The 15,619-nt window shown below is 62.6% G+C and carries 17 protein-coding genes; 8 read left to right on the top strand and 9 right to left on the bottom strand.

Going from position 1 to position 15,619, the window contains the following annotated elements; all coding sequences use genetic code 11:
• Window positions 1–66: 66 nt before the first annotated feature.
• Entirely contained in the window at window positions 67–1,083 is a 1,017-nt protein-coding gene (locus MOV63_RS22950; RefSeq protein WP_247037155.1) for an NADP-dependent oxidoreductase, read from the top strand.
• An 86-nt stretch (window positions 1,084–1,169) separates the two neighbouring features.
• Here the strand turns inward: MOV63_RS22950 and MOV63_RS22945 are convergent, their stop codons facing one another.
• From MOV63_RS22945 to MOV63_RS22915, 6 genes are all read right to left on the bottom strand, one after another.
• Window positions 1,170–2,339, bottom strand: coding sequence for an ABC transporter substrate-binding protein (locus tag MOV63_RS22945; protein WP_247037153.1), 1,170 nt, complete (start codon window positions 2,337–2,339; stop codon window positions 1,170–1,172).
• Window positions 2,340–2,783: 444 nt separating this feature from the next.
• Window positions 2,784–3,854 (bottom strand): plasmid partitioning protein RepB, encoded by a 1,071-nt coding sequence (gene repB / locus MOV63_RS22940; RefSeq protein WP_247037198.1) that lies wholly within the window; start codon window positions 3,852–3,854, stop codon window positions 2,784–2,786.
• Between the two features lie 34 nt (window positions 3,855–3,888).
• A complete protein-coding gene (gene repA, locus MOV63_RS22935) occupies window positions 3,889–5,154 on the bottom strand; it encodes a plasmid partitioning protein RepA (RefSeq protein ID WP_405029372.1) in 1,266 nt (421 codons plus the stop codon).
• A gap of 437 nt (window positions 5,155–5,591) precedes the next feature.
• Window positions 5,592–6,347: a CPBP family intramembrane glutamic endopeptidase gene (locus MOV63_RS22930; RefSeq protein ID WP_247037151.1), complete on the bottom strand. Its 756-nt coding sequence runs from the start codon at window positions 6,345–6,347 to the stop codon at window positions 5,592–5,594.
• Between the two features lie 546 nt (window positions 6,348–6,893).
• Window positions 6,894–7,142 carry a WGR domain-containing protein gene (locus MOV63_RS22920; RefSeq protein WP_247037147.1) on the bottom strand — a complete coding sequence of 83 codons (249 nt, stop codon included), beginning with the start codon at window positions 7,140–7,142 and terminating at the stop codon, window positions 6,894–6,896.
• A gap of 85 nt (window positions 7,143–7,227) precedes the next feature.
• On the bottom strand, window positions 7,228–7,983 hold the full coding sequence (locus tag MOV63_RS22915) for an IclR family transcriptional regulator (protein WP_247037146.1): 756 nt from the start codon (window positions 7,981–7,983) through the stop codon (window positions 7,228–7,230).
• Between the two features lie 191 nt (window positions 7,984–8,174).
• On the opposite strand from MOV63_RS22915, the gene MOV63_RS22910 reads away from it, so the two are divergent.
• From MOV63_RS22910 to MOV63_RS22885, 6 genes are all read left to right on the top strand, one after another.
• The gene (locus tag MOV63_RS22910; protein ID WP_247037144.1) at window positions 8,175–8,897 is read left to right on the top strand and encodes a 3-oxoacid CoA-transferase subunit A; all 723 of its coding nucleotides are present in this window, start codon (window positions 8,175–8,177) and stop codon (window positions 8,895–8,897) included.
• Entirely contained in the window at window positions 8,894–9,583 is a 690-nt protein-coding gene (locus MOV63_RS22905; protein ID WP_247037142.1) for a CoA transferase subunit B, read from the top strand. The genes MOV63_RS22910 and MOV63_RS22905 overlap by 4 nt, the downstream gene beginning before the upstream one ends.
• A gap of 11 nt (window positions 9,584–9,594) precedes the next feature.
• Window positions 9,595–10,800 (top strand): 3-oxoadipyl-CoA thiolase, encoded by a 1,206-nt coding sequence (gene pcaF / locus MOV63_RS22900; RefSeq protein ID WP_247037140.1) that lies wholly within the window; start codon window positions 9,595–9,597, stop codon window positions 10,798–10,800.
• Window positions 10,801–10,887: 87 nt separating this feature from the next.
• Complete coding sequence (locus MOV63_RS22895) at window positions 10,888–11,142, top strand: type II toxin-antitoxin system HicA family toxin (RefSeq protein ID WP_040123978.1); 255 nt, start codon at window positions 10,888–10,890, stop codon at window positions 11,140–11,142.
• Window positions 11,139–11,474: a type II toxin-antitoxin system HicB family antitoxin gene (locus tag MOV63_RS22890; protein ID WP_040123976.1), complete on the top strand. Its 336-nt coding sequence runs from the start codon at window positions 11,139–11,141 to the stop codon at window positions 11,472–11,474. The genes MOV63_RS22895 and MOV63_RS22890 overlap by 4 nt, the downstream gene beginning before the upstream one ends.
• Window positions 11,475–11,614: 140 nt before the next feature.
• Window positions 11,615–12,082, top strand: coding sequence for a group III truncated hemoglobin (locus tag MOV63_RS22885; protein ID WP_247037138.1), 468 nt, complete (start codon window positions 11,615–11,617; stop codon window positions 12,080–12,082).
• A gap of 21 nt (window positions 12,083–12,103) precedes the next feature.
• Here MOV63_RS22885 and recX read toward each other — a convergent pair whose 3' ends face one another.
• The 3 genes from recX to MOV63_RS22870 all read right to left on the bottom strand — a co-directional run bounded on the left by recX (window position 12,104) and on the right by MOV63_RS22870 (window position 15,170).
• Window positions 12,104–12,658 carry a recombination regulator RecX gene (recX, locus tag MOV63_RS22880; RefSeq protein ID WP_247037136.1) on the bottom strand — a complete coding sequence of 185 codons (555 nt, stop codon included), beginning with the start codon at window positions 12,656–12,658 and terminating at the stop codon, window positions 12,104–12,106.
• A gap of 123 nt (window positions 12,659–12,781) precedes the next feature.
• Complete coding sequence (locus MOV63_RS22875; protein ID WP_247037134.1) at window positions 12,782–13,504, bottom strand: L,D-transpeptidase; 723 nt, start codon at window positions 13,502–13,504, stop codon at window positions 12,782–12,784.
• 121 nt (window positions 13,505–13,625) lie between these two features.
• The gene (locus tag MOV63_RS22870) at window positions 13,626–15,170 is read right to left on the bottom strand and encodes a S10 family peptidase (RefSeq protein ID WP_247037197.1); all 1,545 of its coding nucleotides are present in this window, start codon (window positions 15,168–15,170) and stop codon (window positions 13,626–13,628) included.
• Window positions 15,171–15,403: 233 nt separating this feature from the next.
• Here MOV63_RS22870 and MOV63_RS22865 point away from each other — a divergent pair.
• Window positions 15,404–15,619, top strand: a 216-nt coding sequence (locus tag MOV63_RS22865; RefSeq protein WP_405029371.1) for a DUF1403 family protein, incomplete at its 3' end; no start/stop codon positions are given.

Genomic DNA, 15,619 nt, shown 5'->3' with positions numbered 1-15,619 from the left:
TGCTCCGGATATAAAGCGGAACAGTGCTCCGCATTAGTTAGCACACCTGCCGCGACGGAGAAAGCGATGTCGACCGAAACAATGAAAGCCATCCGGATTCACGAATACGGCGGCCCTGAAGTGCTGCGCTATGAGGATGCGCCGAAGCCGGAATTGAAGCCGGGGGAAGTCCTCGTTCGCGTCCATGCCATTGGGATCAACCCGCCCGACTGGTATCTGCGCGATGGCTACAAGGCGCTTCCTCCGGAATGGCGGCCGCAGGTGCCCTTCCCGATCATCCTCGGCACGGACGTGTCCGGCGTCGTCGAGGCGGTGGCTGATGACGTCAGGGGGTTTTCCGTCGGAGACGACGTCTACTCCATGGTCCGCTTTTTCAGCGTCGGGGAAAGCCGGGCCTATGCCGAATATGTCAGCGTGCCGGCGTCGGAACTTGCGCTCAAACCCGCCGGCATCGATCATGCGCATGCCGCCGGAGCGCCGATGTCGCTGCTGACAGCGTGGCAATTCATGATCTCGCTGGGGCACGATGAACCGAACCCGCTTCAGCCGCATAAACATCAGCCGGTGCCGCTCGAAGGCAAGACCGTCCTCGTCAACGGCGCGGCAGGGGGCGTCGGGCACTTCGCGGTGCAGATCGCGAAATTGAAAGGTGCGCATGTCATCGCCGTGGCATCCGGCAAGCATGAGGCGCTGTTACGGGAACTCGGTGCCGACGACTTCATCGATTACACAAAAACGCTGCCCGAAGAGGTTGCGCATGACATCGATCTTGTCGTCGACGCCCTCGGCGGACCCACCACCGGCCGTTTCCTGCGCACACTGAAGCGCGGCGGCGCCTTGTTCCCGGTCTACCCATTAGGCTTTTCCGATGCCGCGGAGGCCGAAAAGCTCGGCGTCATGGTCTCGGCCACCCAGGTCCGTTCGAGCGGAGCCCAGCTGGCAGAAATCGCGCGCTTGCTCGACGACGGGACGATCCGCGTCGTCCTCGATAGCACCTATCCGCTCGCCGACACTCGCAAGGCCCATGAACGAGCCGCCAGCGGGCATATCCAGGGCAAGATCGTGCTCACGGTCGGCGCGTGAGTGCGAAACTGTAAACGCGACCCATATTCCAAACGAAAATGGCGGACCGAAGCCCGCCATTCCTGTCTGAGTGAGATCAATCCGCCTTACTTGGCGTTCGGGTCCTTGATCTTCGGGAAGGTCGCGAACTCGACGTTGTAGAGTTCGCCGTTCACTTCCTTGACTTCGCGCATGTAGATGTCCTGGACGATGTCGCGGGTGGCCGGATCGATGGTGATCGGGCCGCGCGGGCTTACCCAGGTGGCACCCTTCATGGCTTCGATAAGCTTGGTGCCGTCGGTATCGCCATTGGTCTTCTTCAGCGCCATATAGGCGAGCGTCATGGCGTCATACCCGCCGACGCCCATGAAGTTCGGGCGCATGTTGTTGTTGGCCTTCTTCACCTGGGCGACGAAAGCCTTGTTTTCCGGGCTGTCATGAAGGGTCGAGTAGAAATGGCCGGTGATCACACCCTTGGCGGCCGGACCCATACCGTTCAGCAGGTCGTCGTCAGTGACGTCGCCGGTGGCGATCAGCTTGATGCCGGCGTCGGCCAGGCCGCGGTCGACATACTGCTTCATGAACTGCGCACCGATGCCGGCCGGCACGAAGGCGAAGACGGCGTCCGGCTTGGCGTCACGGACGCGCTGCAGGAAGGGCGCGAAATCCGGGTTCGCCAGCGGAACGCGGATCGCTTCGACGATCGTGCCGCCTTCCTTCTTGAACTGGTTGGTGAAACCCTGCTCGATATCGATCCCCGGACCGTAGTCCGAGACCAGCGTCACGACCTTCTTCAGGTTGTTCTGCACCGCCCAGGTGGCCACCGGAACGGCGGACTGCGGGCCGCCCATCGAGGTGCGGACGTAATACTGCGACTGCGGCATGATCGCCGAGGTCGTTGCCGAAGTGATGATCGCCGGGATCTTCGCCTGGTTGAGAACCGGCGCAACCGACATGGCAAGCGGCGTCAGGCCAAAGCCCATCAGCATCTTGGCGCCGTCATTGACGACGAGTTCCTGGGCGATGCGGCGGGTCTGGTCGGCAACACCGCCGTCGTCGCGCAGCACGACTTCGATCTTCTTGCCGGCGACGGTATCGCCGTTCAGCGCCATATAGGCCTTGACGCCCGCTTCGACCTGGCGGCCGGTGGACGCGAACGGGCCGGTCATCGGCAGGATGAGGCCGATCTTAACCGTTTCCTGCGCGGATGCCGGAATGGCAACGAGACCGCCCATGGCGAGACCTGCCGCAGCCATCAATGTTCTTCTGGTAATCATTCTCTTTCCTCCTCTAGACGACCTGTTCTCAAAGCTCCTCGTGACAGGCCGCGTCCTCCTTGCGGCCCCCAGCCCATCACAGCCTGTGGGATATATCGGGGACACTGGAACCAACAGTCAACGGGTGACGATGGCCTCAAATCCCAATCGCTTCCGTTTCCATCGACCGGACGACCTGGCCAGATATTCCAGCTCCAGTCCGGGTTACTTTACGGATCTATGTATACAATCTCGCCGTTAACAGCGTTTCTCGCGGAAAACGGCCCCTCAAATCGATCGGCGTCGATCAAAATTTGCACGCCGAAAGAAAACCCGCATGAAAAACGGAATTTCCCGACCCGGCCAAGAAAGCCGCCGGCCGGCCCTATTTCCCTCCATCCCCTTATACTAGCAATAGGTCTGTATACATTGCCTGTCAATATTAGCCTTTAGCGTGACGAGACGTCAGGCCTTGTCGGCTGACCGATCCGCGACAAACCGCTCGTAACGTTCAGCCAGCAAGGCCGCCGCCTCGTCGATGAACGCGGCATCGACATCCGGCGAAAACTCGATGCGCCTAATCTTACCGTCGCGCCTGATGCGGGCGAAAACCCTGCCGCTGCTGTCCTTAAGCTCTTTCGGTTTCGGCGCCTCCGGCTTGATCCGGCGCAACAGCCGGTCGAACAGGAACTGGAAGCGCTGATCGCTGCCGGCCGCCTGGAACCGCTGAAAATGGATCTCGTCATGGGCGGCGTTCTGGGCAGCGCCCGATTGCAGCATTTCGCCGAGCTTCATCCACCGATCACGGCCGGCCTTTGGTGCCGGGCCGATGATGCGGATGAAGTTTTCCGGAATGCCGTCCACCACCTGCATCAGGCGCGACAATTCGCTCTTCTGCACCGCGAGCGCATCGCCGATCACCTTGCGGTCGAAACCGCGGCTTGCGAGGTTCTTGGCAAACAATCCGCGCTCGATGAAGGTGAGGTTGCGGCGTTCGGCATTTTCCTTGCCTTGCGCCAGCACCAGTTCGTCGTCGGACAGCGGCCGGATGATCGCCTTGACGTCGATCCCCAGGCGAGCGGCGGCACGCACGCGGCGGTGGCCGTAGGCGGTTTGGTAACGGCCGCTTTTGTCCGGATGCGGGCGCAGAAGCACCGGCACCTGCTGACCGCTCTCGCGGATGCTGTCGATCAGGGCCGCGAAATCCTCGTCGTCGCGATCGTCGAGCCGCAGCCGATCCTCGATGAAGGAGGAATCGATCTTGTCCGGATGGATGGCGACGACGCGTTCGCCGTCACTGAGCGCCTGGCGCAGCGCCCGCGCCTCATCCGCATCGCGGGTCATGGTGCCAAGCGACAGGCCCATCGCCTTGACGGCCCCGGATGCGCTGCGGGGCGGCGGCGCCCCTTCCCCCGCCGCAACCGGGCCGGTTTCGGCTTCGGGCATGGATTTGGTTTCAGGCGCACGGGCCGGCTCGCTCGGTGCAAGCCCTCCCGCAAACAGCGCCCTCAACTCGTTCTTGCGGCTTCCAGCCATCGTCATCGCCTTCTCTTGATGTCCTGCTTGCGCCTCACCATCCCCAGGCGGAGTGGATCAGCGCCTCGACCTCGCCGTTGACGGCATTCATTGCTTCGACGGCCCGGTCATAGGTGGTGCGGGTGAAATTCTCGCGGCCGACCTCGTAGAGCGTCTGCTTGGTGAGGCCGGCATCCGATACCGCCGTCGATTTCAGCATCGGCGCGGTCAGCACCCGCTCGCCGAACAGCGAGCGCATGAAACCGACAATCTGCGCCTGCGGCCCGTCGTTCGGTTCAAACCGGGTGACGAGATAGCGCAGGAAATCGAAATTAAGCGTGCCGCCCGCCTCGCGCACCACCGACAGAAGGTCGGAGGTCATGAACAGGAACTGGTTCATCGACGCGACGTCGAGCATCTGCGGATGCACGGTGACGACGACCGAGGTGGAGGCGCAGAGCGCCGACAGCGTCAGGTAACCGAGCTGCGGCGGGCAGTCGATCACAACCACGTCGTAATCGGCCTCGACCGTCTGGATGGCCGCCTGGATGCGGGCGAAGAACAGCGGCCCGGCGTCCTGGCCTTCCTGCCGGCGTGCCAGCGCCTGCGGCGTCACATGCTCGAATTCCTGCAGCTCGATATTGCCGGGGATGATATCGACGCCCGGAAAGTAGGTGCCGCGGATGATGTCCGAAAGCGGACGCTGCTCGGCATCGTAGCGGATTGCGCCGTAAAGCGTGTCGTTGCCGGTGAGATCCAGCTCCGGCTGATAACCGAACAGCGCAGAGAGCGAAGCCTGCGGATCGAGATCGATCGCCAGCACCCGGTGGCCGGTCAGGCCGAGATATTGCGCCAGATGCACGGCGGACGTGGTCTTGCCGGAACCGCCCTTGAAATTGGTGACCGAGATGACCTGCAGATGTTCGCCGCGGGCGCTGTCGCGATGCGGCAGATAGGAACGCGCCTTGGCATGGTTGCCTTTGGCGAGCGCCTGGTCGGCGAGGTAGTGGCGGAGCGCATTGATATCGGCGAGCGAATAGAAGCGCCGTCCGCCGGCACCGGTTTCCGGCTGGGGCCCCTCCCCTGCCAAAGAGAGCTGGCGCAGGTAACCATCGGAGACGCCGATCAGCTTGGCGGCTTCGCCGGAAGAAAAGGCTCTCAGCGTTTTCATCGAGGCCGGTGGGAAAAGCCGCTCGCGCATCGCCTTCAGCTGTTCGGACAGCGCTCGCGCATCCCTGGCGATCGCCTCGTCGGCGAGCATCCGCGGCTGGGCCGCGACATCCGCGCTGAGAGCGCCCGATTTTTTCGCCGATACCGCCATGGGTTCTTCCTCATTCGTGCCGACCATGCCCTGCTCCTTTTTGGACCACCGGGGACAGGATAGGCCTCCGATGTGAAGCCGGGTTGACCGGGCAGCGATTCTTTTGCCGATTTCTACGGTAGGCGACCGAATTAACAGGCTGAGCGCCCGGTTACGCTTAAACGGAAATTCTTCGCCTCCCGCCGTTACCAACGTGGGCGACACGGCGATTCGCGTCAAGGATTTTTTGGTTAACAAGACATTAAGCGTGGTCATCCGTCGTTTTCCCCGGCATTTGCTGGATGCAAGCATAACCTGCCGGAAACGGGCGGGGACGAAACTATTTTATCGCTCGTGCTCTCAAATTCAGGGCAATAACATCAGTGATTATTCTCAACCCATCATCAAGTTGACAGCTGTCAACTGCCGATCGCCTTCGGATATCTTGCGGCCGTTCGTCAACCAGCTGCGACATCCGGCATGGCCGCAAGAGCCTTCTTCCGCAGCAGGAACAGCCCATAGATCGGAAGGGGAATGACGAGGGCGATGAAGAGCAGTTGGCTCCAGAACACGCCCTCCCCGCTCAACCTCAGCAGCGTGAGGCAATAGCTCCAAACCGCATGCAGCAGGATACAAGGATAAAGCGAGCCGGTTCTGACGCGGATTGCCGAGAACAGAATGCTCAGCAGGAAGCCGAGGATCGTATCGGCAACCCCTTGTTCCCAGGCGCCGTACCAGATCCAGACGGGGAACCAGGCGATGCCGGCGAAAATGCTCGATATCCACGTCGTCTTGAGGGCCGAATAGCGGGATCGCAATCCCGCAAACAGGATGCCCCGGAACATCAGTTCCTGCGAGGCCGCTCCAAGCGTCGTCGAGACAAGCAGCGAGGATGCCAGCGCGATCGAGGGAAGGCCGGACCAGGCCGCCAGCAGCAGGAAACAGACGGCATAAAGACCTGGCAGCCATGCCAGCAGCAGCGAACGCCCGGAAATCGGCGCGGTGAGGCCGACTTCCCGGCTGTCGAACAGAGCCGACATGCCGATCAGGAAAATGACGGCGTAGAGCAATGCCTTCGGAATGGAAATGCCGCCGAGATCGAAGGAAGGCTCACCGACAAGCGCCAGAAGCGCACCTGCAAGCCACCCGATCAGCGCCCAGCCGAACAGGATCAAAAGCGACAGCCTCAAACGGTTACCGGTTATGCGCTTCATGATCCCTCCCCAGGGCAGGCGTCCCCTGACGCTTCGGTTAGACCATCAATCGCCGGCAACGGCCATAGAGGCTCACCCGCCATCCCCAAGGATCATGCGGAGGCGAGTTGACAGCTGTCAACCTGCCGGTTGCTCGAGGACGTCTGTCGAGATGCAACGTCACGTCTCAGCCCTCAATTGCTAAAACTCGAGCGACCAGGGAAAGAGGATAAGCGACCAGGGAAAGAGGATATAAGAACCGGGCCGCTATATTCGGCCGTGAGCAAATTTCCGCTTCTGGTAGTCGCCGCCTCACTCGCCGCTTTCACCACGACTGGCGGCTACGCAATTGCGCCCCGCGAGTGGTACGACCCCGCCTGCAACATCAAAGGTAATGTCTCCATCAACTCCCGGGAACGAATCTTTCATGTTCCCGGACAGCTGGATTTCAACGCCACTATTATTAGCAGGCAATACGGAGAGCGATGGTTCTGCAGCGAAGATGAGGCACTGTCTGCGGGCTGGCGCAAGGCTACCCGCTAAAGGGTGGACTCGAGTTGACAGCTGTCAACCTGGCTCCGCCGGCTGCCGATAACCGCGCTTCACCTTGCTGCGGACAAGCGCGACCAGCCGGCGCTCCGCTTCCTGCCGCGAGCCGAACAGATCGATGCGGAAACGGCCCTTGGTACCGATACGGCCCCAGTTGCGGGTGAGCGCCGCTCCCTCGAAAAGATCGGGTTCGACCGTAAGCACGTAAAAGCGGGCCATGTTGCGGGCGGGGTCGCGGCGGGTGAGGAGAAGCGGTTCGCTGGTCATGCCGGCAGAATCGCAAGTCCGGATTCTGCCGTCCAACGACATGATTGAATCGATCCGGTCTCATCGATTCACGGCGCTGATGGGTTCAGCGCAGCAGCGATTTCAGAAGCCTCGCGACGCCCTTCAGCGGCTCCAGATACCGGTCGGCCATTTCGGCGGCGGGCACGCTTGCCGCTGGCGCGCCGATATTGATCGCGGCGACCACCCGGCCGCGATCGTTTTCCAGCGGCACCGCGATCGAACAAAGGCCTAGTTCCAGTTCCTGGTCGATGACGGCAAAACCCTGTTCGCGGACGCGGGCAAGCTCCTCCATCAGCCGGATGGGGTCGGTGAGCGTGCGGGGCGTGAAGGATTTGAGGTTGCTCTGTTTCAGGAGCGCCAGGCTCTCGCTATCGGGCATGGCCGCCAGCAGGACGCGGCCCATCGAGGCGCAATAGGCGGGGAGGCGGCTGCCGGGCATCAGGTTGATCGACATCACCCGCTTCTGCGAGGCGCGGGCGATATAAACGACCTCGGTGCCGTCGAGCACGCTTGCGGATGCGCTCTGGTGAACCTCCTCGGCGAGCTTGTCGAGAAAAGGCTGGACGATGTGGGGCAGGGGGGTGGCGGAGAGATAGGCATGGCCGAGCCGCAAGATCTTCGGCGTCAGCACGAAGAATTTTCCGTCATAATCGGCATAACCGAGTTCGGCCAAGGTCAGCAGGCAGCGGCGGGCCGTCGCCCGGTCGAGCCCGGTCGCCTTCGCCACATCGGCGATCGCCAGCCGCGGCGTGGTCTCGCCAAAAGCCTCGATGACCTTCAGGCCTCGCGCGAATCCGCTGACGAAATCCGTTTCCTGCATGGTTTCTCCCTGAACCTTGTCGAGGCAATGCAAAGCAACTGCCTCCGCATTCCCGGCCCGCACGATATGTGCGATATGCGAACAAAGATCAATTATCGCACATATTCCTTGCTGTCCATCCCGCGCTGATCTATCTCTTGCCCCGAGCACGGCGGGCACGTTCGCCGGGTATAGCGAAGGAGATATCCCGTATGGACAAGACAATCGGGAGCATGGCGGAAGCCGTCTCCGAGATCGGTGATGGCGCGACCATCATGATCGGCGGTTTTGGCGGATCGGGGGCGCCGATCGAGCTGATCCACGCCCTGATCGACAAGGGTATCAAGGACGTGACCGTCATCAACAACAATGCCGGCAACGGCCGCTTCGGCATTGCCGCGATGATCGACGCGGGCATGGTCAGGAAGATGATCTGCTCGTTTCCGAAATCCTCGGACCCACGCGCCTTCACCGACCGTTATCTGGCGGGCCAGATCGAGCTTGAACTGGTGCCCCAGGGCACGCTTGCCGAGCGCATCCGCGCCGGCGGCGCCGGCATCCCGGCCTTCTATACGCCGACCGCTTACGGCACCGAACTTGCCAACGGCAAGGTGATCGCCGAGTTCGACGGCCGCCATTATGTCCAGGAACGCTGGCTGAAGGCGGATTTCGCCATCGTCAAGGCGCAGCTCGGCGATCCATTGGGCAACCTCACGTACAACAAGGCCGGCCGCAACTTTAACCCGCTGATGTGCATGGCCGCGGCCAAGACGATCGTGCAGGTCTCGAAGATCGTGCCCCCAGGCGGCATCGATCCCGAGCACGTCGTGACGCCCGGCATCTTCATCGACCGCGTCGTCGAGGTCGCCAACCCGCAGCAGGAAGAAGAGCTCATCCGAGCCGGAGTGGCCTACGCCCCAGGAGCCCAGGCATGACCGTCGATACGCGCGAAGACATCAAGCTTTCCAACGCCCAGATCGCCTGGCGCGCCGCCCAGGACATAAAGGATGGCGCCTATGTGAACCTCGGCATCGGTTTTCCGGAAATGGTCGCCCGCTACCAGCCGCCCGGCCGCGAGGCGATCTTCCACACCGAAAACGGCATCCTCAATTTCGGCGAAGCGCCTGCCGAAGGCGAGGAGGACTGGGACCTGATCAACGCCGGCAAGAAGGCCGTGACGCTGAAGCCGGGCGCCGCCTTCTTCCACCATGCCGACAGCTTTGCCATGGTGCGCGGCGGCCATCTCGACGTCGCCATATTGGGCGCGCTGCAGGTGGCCCAGAACGGCGACCTCGCCAACTGGCGGGTCGGCTCCAAGGGCGTGCCGGCCGTCGGCGGCGCCATGGACCTCGTGCACGGCGCCAAGCAGGTCTGCGTCATCACCGAACACGTCACCAAGAACGGCGACCCGAAATTAGTTGAAGCTTGTACCTTTCCGCTGACCGGCGTTGCCTGTATCACTCGGGTCTATACGAGCCATGCCGTCATCGACATCGTCGAGAAGCATTTCGTCCTGCGCGAAAAGCTGGCCGGTATGACAGTCGAGGAACTGCAGGCCATGACCGGCGCGCGCCTCCATATCGATGGACCCGTCGCCGATCTCGTCGTGCCGAAACTGTGAGAGAGAAGATCATGACCGAAGCCTATATCTGCGATTATATCCGCACCCCGATCGGCCGTTTCGGCGGCTCGCTCTCCGCCGTTCGTGCCGACGACCTCGGTGCCATCCCCTTGAAAGCGTTGATGGAACGTAACGCGTCCGTCGATTGGGAAGCGGTTGTCGATGTCATCTACGGCTGCGCCAACCAGGCCGGCGAAGACAACCGCAACGTCGCGCGCATGTCGGCACTGCTTGCCGGCCTGCCGGTCAGTGTCGGCGGCACCACCATGAACCGCCTCTGCGGTTCCGGCATGGATGCGGTCATCACCGCTGCCCGCGCCATCAAGGCGGGCGAGGCCGAACTGATGATCGCCGGCGGCGTCGAAAGCATGTCCAGGGCGCCCTTCGTGATGCCGAAGGCCGATACCGCGTTCTCGCGCAATGCCGAGATCTACGACACCACGATCGGCTGGCGTTTCGTCAACCCGCTGATGAAGAAGCAGTATGGCGTCGATTCCATGCCGGAAACCGGCGACAACGTGGCGATCGACTATAAGGTTTCCCGTGAGGACCAGGACGCGTTTGCGGTCCGCAGCCAGGCGAAAGCCTCGGCAGCCCAGGAGAACGGCCGTCTCGCCAAGGAAATCACCTCGGTAACCATCCCGCAGCGGAAGGGCGATCCGGTGGTCGTTGCGAAGGACGAACATCCCCGCGCAACCAACATGGAGGCGCTCGCCAAGCTCAGGGTGCTGAACAAGATCGAGGGCGCGACGGTGACCGCCGGCAACGCGTCGGGCGTCAACGACGGCGCCGCGGCCCTGATCATCGCCTCGGAAGCGGCGGCGAAGAAGTACGGATTGACCCCGATCGCCCGCATCATGGGCGGCGCCACCGCCGGCGTTCCGCCGCGCATCATGGGCATCGGCCCGGCGCCGGCCACCCAGAAGCTCTGCGCCCGTCTCGGCATCTCGCCGAAGGATTTTGACGTGATCGAGCTCAACGAAGCCTTTGCAAGCCAGGGCATCGCCGTCCTGCGCGAACTCGGCCTCCCGGAAGACGCCGAATATATCAACCCGAACGGCGGCGCGATCGCGCTTGGCCACCCCCTCGGCATGTCCGGCGCCCGCATCTCCGGCACCGCAGCGCTCGAACTGTCGCTCCGCAAGGGCCGTTACGCGCTTGCCACGATGTGCATCGGCGTCGGGCAGGGGATCGCGGTGGCGCTGGAGCGCGTGTAGCATCCGTTTCTCACCCTCTGTCATGAATCGCGGCTGGCATTGTTGCCGGCCTCTTTATTTTGGTACTATACAGTGGTACCATTCAGCATGAAGAAACGCCATCGCGCCACGCTTGAGCTGATCTATGCAAGGCCCGCGAGCGGTTCGATCCGATGGGTGGATATCGAGGCCATGTTCGTAGCGCTTGGTGCGGACGTGACCGAGCGGGAGGGATCCCGGATCGGCGTGGTGCTGTTCGGCGAGGTCAGGGTATTTCATCGCCCACATCCATCGCCCGATACGGACAAAGGCGCGGTCGCCAGCATTCGAAAATGGCTCGAAAGCCATGGAGTGAAACCATGAGGAACGTCATCGAAATCGAAGGCCATAAAGCGGTTGTCTCACTTGATCCGGAGATCGGCATGTTTCGCGGGGAGTTCCTCGGCCTGAATGGCGGCGCCGACTTCTACTCCGACAGTCTCGATGGCCTGATGTCGGAGGGTCAAAAGTCGCTCCAGACCTTCCTTGAAATCTGCAAGGAAAAGGGGATTGAGCCTTTTCGCTCGTTTTCGGGGCGATTTAACGTCCGGCTCGATCCGCGCACCCATGAAGCGGCCGTCATCGCCGCTACCGCCAACGATCAAAGCCTCAACGAATGGCTTGCCGAGACAATCGCGACCGCAGCACGGTCGTAGTGGCACCGCTCGCGCAAGTTTGACATTGCCGCCCATTTTCACCTGACACATCGTCGCAACCGGGCGTCAGGCCTTGGGTCCGGCATCCGCAGGGCCTATATGAGAAGGGCCGCAGATGCGGCGGAACCCAAGGTTTTGAGATGAGTGACGAATTGCAGGGGCGCGCGGCGCATGTCGCGGCCATCCGTGACCGCGCAGAAGCGCAGATGAAGGCGATAGGCATCGACGACGCCTTTATCGGAAAGCTGGTCGACACCTTTTATGGCCGCATACTGGCGCATCCGGAACTGGGACCCGTCTTCGACGCGCGGCTTTCCGGACGCTGGCCGGAGCATATGGCGAAAATGAAGAGCTTCTGGTCTTCCGTCGCCTTCCGCAACGGTGCCTATGGCGGAAAGCCGGTCCAGGCGCATGCAGGCGTCGCCAACATGACGGCGGAGCTTTTCCCGAAATGGCTGGAGCTGTTTGCCGCGACGCTGGACGACATGGCTCCGAGCCCCGAGGCGAAAGCCTGGTTCATGGCAACGGCGGACCGGATCGCAAAAAGCCTGACGCTGTCGCTCTTCTACAATCCGGCGCTCGACGACCCGGCGCTCAAGCAGGCCTGACGGCCGGCGGCGCCCTGGCGCCTAGAGGTCGCGGCCCGCATCCAGCGCTTCCTCGGCCTCGTCGAGCGACATCTCAAAGATCTTTTTGCCGATATCGAAGCTGAAACCCGCCCGGGCGAAGGCAGAAAACTCCTTCGCCTTGCGTTTTTCGTCGAGCTCGCCCCTGCGGAACGGCCCGAAGGCGCGTTTGCGGGCCAGGATGAGGGCCGCACGGAAATCATCCGCCTCGGCAATGGCGGCCGCCACCGTGCTGCTCGCCACGCCCTTCTGCGACAGTTTCTGGGCGATAGCCCGTCTGGACCTGCCGCCGCGCATGCCCGAGCGAGTGCTCATCTCGGCAAAGGCGGCATCATCCAGCGCCTTGTTGTCATAGGCGAATTTCACCGCGAACTCGGCGAGCGCCCTGACCTGGACCTCGCCGATATCCTCGAATTTCTCACGTGCCTTGCGCGATATGGCATCGAAAAGCTGCTTTTCCGTGTGCATGCGCCGGTTTATGCGATAGATCGTCGAATTGCGCGCCCATGACAGCATGCGCGGCGTCGGCGCATCGGATTGCTGCGTCTCGTCGTCCAAATCCAGTTCAGGCCTCCAGCCCCGTCTTGACCGCTTCGCGTAGCGCGGCCGGGCTGCTTACACCAGGTAGGCCCGGCGAAACAACATCACCGGACATTCCGGTGAGGCCGGTGGAGGGCTGTTTCAGACCGTGGGCACCGTTTTCAACACATCCTGATGCACGACGATCCGGGCGTGGTAGGGCACCCGCGCATAGAGATCCATGACGTCTTGGTTGACCAGGCGCACGCAGCCCGACGACGACGCCTTGCCGATGGAAGCCCATTCCGGCGAGCCATGCAGCCGGTAGAGCGTATCCTGGCCGTTCTGGAAGATGTAGAGCGCCCGCGCCCCGAGCGGGTTCTTGACGCCCGGATCCATGCCGCCGTTCTCGATCGAAAACTTCTTGAGGCTCGGCTGGCGCGCGACCATCTCGTTCGGCGGTTTCCAGCGCGGCCAGGGCTGGCGCCAGTGGATGACCCCTTCGCCCTGCCAGGCAAAACCGTCCTTGCCGATGCCGACGCCGTAACGCATCGCCGTGCCGCCGGGCTCCACCACGTAGAGAAAACGGCCAGGCGTATCGACGACCACGGTGCCCGGCAGTTCGCCGGTCGGATCGACCACGCGCTGGCGATAATATTTCGGGTCGATCTGCTTGTAGGGGATCGCCGGCAGCAGATGGCCGCTGTCCTCGAGGGCGGCGTATCGGGCCTGCAATTCAACTTCGCTCGGAGGCTCGATCGGGCGGCGGGCCATTTCCGGAACCGGAGCCCGTTCAGTGGTGGTGGCGCAGCCGGCAAGCGTCGCGGTCATCGAGACGGAGCCTATCACGAAGGCGCGCCGCGACATCTGGTATTCGCTGGTCATGGACCCAAAGATCTTTCTGAAAATCAACCTATGTCAGCTAGTAGCGGTTTCCGGATCGGCCCGGCAAGGCAGGACGCATTCACATCACGGTGACCTTTCCGTCATCGAACAGCCGGCGAATTCAATCCGTCGCCTTGGCCTCGTAAAACGCCCTGACGTCGCCTGCAAAACTCCTGCGTGAATCCGGCCTGGTGTAGAACATGTGCCCGCCGCGGTAGACCTTGAGTTCGGCGCGGCCGGCAGCAAGTTCAGGCGGCAGGTGGTCGATGACGTAGCGGCTGGCGCCGTAAGGCGTCAGCGCGTCGCTATAGCCGTGGGCGATCATCAGCTTGAAGGACGGGATGACCGAAAGCAGGTCGCGGATGTCGGTGCTGGCGCTGGCAAGCGAGCGCGAATCTCCGCCACGGCTGCCGTTCCACTCCCAGCGGCGGTTCACCTCCTCGTTCAACAGCGAATAGGTCATTTCGCTCGCAAACCCGAGCTCGTTGCGGGCATAGGCGGCAAAGGCCGCGCCATAGGCGCGCGTGTAGCCTTCGAGGATCGGGTCGTCGTTGCGGGTGACGGCATCTTCCGGATAGGCATCCGGCACCGCGTAGGCAGCGTCGTAGGGGCTGACGATCTTTCCCGGTCCCCCCATCTGCTTGGCATAGACATCGCCGACGAAACCGCGGGTACGGGCGACGATGTCCTTCGGAATACCGGTGAGTTCGGAAACCCGGCCATAGAGCGTATCGGCCGTCTGGCCGTTGGGGGAGGGGCCGGCAAGCCCGGTGAGATAGTCACCGATCGCGAAACGTTCGGCATCGGCAAGCTTTTCCGGCGTGAACTGGTTGCGGCGCTCCAGCTCGGCTGCGGCGAGCGAGGGAAGCTGCAGCGCTGCACTCAAGGGATCGTCGGAATTGGCAAGGAACCGGCCTTCCACCAGCGGCGACAGCATGATGATGCCCGAAGCCAGCATCCCCTGACTGTTCTTCAAAGACACGGCGACCTTGGCGGCGCGAAAACCGCCATAACTCTCGCCGAGCAGGTATTTCGGCGCATCGAGCCGGTTGTTCTTCTGGACGTAGAGCGCGATCGCCTTGGACAGGCTGTCGGCATCCTGCCGCACACCGTAATAACCGCCAGCCGCGTCGTTGCTGGCGGCGCGGCTCCAGCCGGTACCGACCGGATCGATCAGCACGAGATCGGTGAACGCGAGCCAGCTTTCGGGATTGTCCTTCAGCCGGGGCGTCGTGCCGTTGTCGCCGCTTGCGCCGAATTCAAGGATCTTCGGACCGACCAGGCCGAGATGCAGATAAGCGGAGGCGGCGCCCGGGCCGCCGTTGAAGGCGAAGGTGAGCGGCCGGACGCCCCCTGAAGCAGAAGGTTCGCGGTTTTTGGCGATATAGGCGGTGTAGAAGATCTTCGCCGAGCGGTTGCCGTCCTGGCCGAAGAGATCGAGCGTGCCGGCCGTCGCGGTATAGGGGAGATCGCCGGAAGGCGACTTGAAGACATGTTCGGTGGTGGAATCGGCCGGGATCAGGCTGAATATGCCGCCACCGGCGCTCTGCTCCGTCTGGCGGCCGCGCTCGCGGTTCTCGTCACCGCCGCGTGGCTGCTGCGCCCAGGACGGGCCCGAAAGCACCGGCGCTGAAAGGGCAAGGACTACGGCGAGAGATGCAATCATCCGATGGAACGTCAAACTGAAATCCTCCTTGACCAGCCGCACCCTATGTAGGGCGGCGCGCCGATCCGCAAAATTCAACTCCTATTGATCGATGGGGGGCAGGGGCCTCGACTCGTCGATTTTCAGCGTTTTCGCAGCGCGTCCTGCAAATAACGGTGCAAATCCGCAGCCGACGGTGCGGATTGCTGCGCGATCGGTGGCCACAAGCGCACATAAAATTTACGCTCGCGCCCATGATTCCCAAGGCCGTATCTCCGAAGACGTCGTTTCAGCCCATGTCGGCAGCTCGCTGGGCAGGTCCCCAGACTTTTGCCGCGGACACCGCAGATGCCGCATTCATGGCGGGTGGCGCGCTCTATCCGCTCGACCAGATCGTTCGGGCCGAACCGGACTGGGCGGGCGCCTGGCGGCAGCGGCTGGCGTTGAAATGCGCGGCGGCGGCTGTGCGG

Origin of the sequence: Neorhizobium sp. SHOUNA12A (assembly GCF_023006505.1) — a bacterium.
Classification (GTDB): Bacteria; Pseudomonadota; Alphaproteobacteria; order Rhizobiales; family Rhizobiaceae; genus Neorhizobium.
The sequence above is the reverse complement of the archived record's forward strand: the minus strand, read 5'-3'. Positions and strand labels throughout refer to the sequence as shown.